We start from the raw sequence: 2,664 nt of genomic DNA, 5'->3' as shown, positions 1-2,664 counted from the left end.
GTGATATCTGGATTGGCCTTCTCGAAATTCTCGATCAGCTGGTCCATCGCCTTGACGCGCGAGTCGAAGACATACTGCCAATATTCAATCTCGACGGCCTGGGCCGCATTGATTGCCAGCGTGCTGAATCCTGCGATCAGTCCGGCAAACAGGGTTGCTCTACGCATGTAAACCTCCATCTGCGCCCGCCGGAAAATCCGGGCTACGGGCGGTGATTATCCCCATGGACCGTGCCTCGCATGCAATCGAAGCCCCGGCCATCTCATGAATCCGATGCCGCCAGACGCGAGCGGATCACGCTCGACAAAAAACGGGCACCAGCAAAGCTGCGGATCCTCCCCGCACACTGCCTATACGCTTTCCTGCCGCACGCCATTTGTCAATAAGATAATTTACTTGAATTAATCTGTTGCGGGGTTCGGGGCTTCCGCGTTATCAATTTTGCAACTGAGGTCAGGATGAGCGAAATGGCGTTTCAGCCGGGCAGCACGCATCAGGTCACTTTGGGTAACAATCCCGAGCGCAGCCGCGACCATAACCGTCGCGTGGTGCTCGACGTCGTTCGCCGCAATGGCGCTTTGGGGCGCATGCATATCGCCAGGCTCACGCATCTCACAGCGCAGGCCATCGCCAATATCGTTGATGAGCTGGTCAGTGAAAACCTGTTGATGGAGACCGGGCGCCTGCGTTCGGGTCGCGGCCAGCCGCCAATCCAGTTCGCCGTCAACCCCGATGGCGCCATGACCATGGGCATCGAGATGGCCTCCGATCATATGGTGGCGACCGTGCTCGACCTGTCGGGGCAGCCGCGCTCCAGGCGAATCACGCCGGTCAACGATACCAGTCCGAGCCAGGTCATCGCCCATCTGCGAGCCGAACTCGACACCGTAAGGTCGACGTTCAAGTCACGGCTGCTCGGCATAGGCGTGGTCATGCCCGGCCCGTTCGAGATCGAAGGCATGACGTCGGTGGGTCCCACGACGCTGCCGGGATGGGCCAATATCGATGCAGCGAGCCTGCTCAGCGAGGCCTGCGGTGAGCCGGTCACGGTGGAAAACGACGCCAACGCCGCAGCCGTCGGAGAGCGCTTCTTCGGCGCTGGCCATGCGATCTCCAGCTTCTGCATGGTCTATTTTGGTGCCGGCCTCGGTCTTGGCATGATCCAGGACGGCACGCCGTTCCGTGGCGCCTTCGGTAATGCCGGCGAAATCGGCCATGTCGTCGTCGTCCCGCGCGGCAGGGCTTGCCCGTGTGGTCAAAGTGGCTGCCTCGAGCGCTACGCCTCGGTCCATGCGCTGCGTGAAAAGCTTTGCGACGCCGGCATGCCCGACTGCGATTTCGCCGACTTCGCGGAGCTCCATGCCAAGCGCCATCCGGTGCTTTTGGAGTGGATGGACGAGACCGCGACCTATCTCGCGCCCATGATCGCGATGATCGAAAACATCCTCGATCCCGAAACGGTGATCCTCGGCGGCATGCTGCCCGACGCGATCATCGACGAGCTGATCGAGAGGATGGGACCATTGCCGATCTCGGTCGCCAGCCGCAGGACCCGCGCCCTGCCCCGCGTCATGCGCGGCCAGACGGGGCAGTACACGGCGGCACTCGGTGCCGCTGCGCTGCCGCTGTTCGAGGTGGTCACGCCCAAGCTCGAAACAGCCGCCACCGCGCATACCGAATAGCAGACTGAAATACCGGAGGATCTAGATGCTGAGCGCTCGCGAACGTATTGAAAGACAAAAGGCTAACCCTTCGCTGGTCAGGCTTCACCGGTCACTCAGCCGTTTGAATTCCACCGTCACCATGATGAATACCGGCGCGCATCCCGACGACGAGCAGAGCGGCATGCTCGCCTGGTTCCGCCTCGGTCTCGGCATGCGCGTCATCGTCGCCTGCTCGACGCGTGGCGAAGGCGGGCAGAACTCGCTCGGACCCGAGCGTTTGGGTGTGCTCGGCATGATGCGCACGCGCGAGATGGAGGAGGCCGCGCGCGAGCTCGATGCCGACGTCGTCTGGCTCGGCCATGGCCCTGACGACGAGGTGCATGATTTCGGCTTCTCCAAGGACGGCGACCAGACCTTTACCCGCTGGGGCGAGATGCGCACTGTCGAGCGACTGGTGCGCGACTATCGCAGCGAACGGCCCGACATTGTCATCCCGACCTTCCTCGATGTCCCCGGCCAGCATGGCCATCACCGCGCCATGACCCGCGCCGCCGAAAAAGCGATCAAGCTTGCAGCGGACCCGGAAGCCTTCCCCGAGCATTTCAAGGAAGGCATGAGCCCCTGGCAGGTGGCGAAATATTACCTGCCAGCATGGTCCGGCGGCGGCGACACCTATGACGATGAAGTGCCGCCACCTGATGCCACCGTTGTTGTGGACGCACCCGGCCGTGAACCGGCGACTGGCGCGGAATATGACCGCATCGGCGAATGGTCGCGCTACTACCACGCCTCGCAGGGCATGGGTCATTGGCCTGACGTGCCGGAGACGCGCTGGCCTCTGCACCTGCTGCTCGCCGCGAACGGTACAAAGGTCGAGACATCGGTGCTCGACGCCCTSCCGGCAACGCTCGCGGCCTTGGCGGAGTCGAAAGACCTGTCTGGCGAAGCCGCGGTAGCCTTGGCCGCTGCCGCTGAGGCCCTTGGCCGCTGCCGCTGAGGC

At 63.0% G+C, this 2,664-nt stretch carries 1 protein-coding gene and 2 pseudogenes; 2 read left to right on the top strand and 1 reads right to left on the bottom strand.

The genetic code is table 11. From position 1 onward, the window contains the following. Positions 1-179, bottom strand: a pseudogene (locus AC1DUU_RS28825) (extracellular solute-binding protein); the annotation flags it as partial. A gap of 288 nt (positions 180-467) precedes the next feature. Here AC1DUU_RS28825 and AC1DUU_RS28820 point away from each other — a divergent pair. Both AC1DUU_RS28820 and AC1DUU_RS28815 read left to right on the top strand, forming a co-directional pair. Next, positions 468-1,682 carry an ROK family protein gene (locus AC1DUU_RS28820; protein WP_476786748.1) on the top strand — a complete coding sequence of 405 codons (1,215 nt, stop codon included), beginning with the start codon at positions 468-470 and terminating at the stop codon, positions 1,680-1,682. 25 nt (positions 1,683-1,707) lie between these two features. Continuing rightward, positions 1,708-2,646, top strand: a pseudogene (locus AC1DUU_RS28815) (PIG-L family deacetylase); the annotation flags it as partial. Positions 2,647-2,664 lie beyond the last annotated feature (18 nt).

The sequence above is a fragment of the Aminobacter sp. P4_H6_2 genome, from assembly GCF_056400805.1.
This window is presented reverse-complemented; position numbering and strand designations above follow the sequence as displayed.

Coding starts and splice junctions, on each gene's coding strand:
- AC1DUU_RS28820 (WP_476786748.1), top strand. CDS start 468: ATGGCGTTTCAGCCGGGCAGCACGCATCAGGTCACTTTGGGTAACAAT.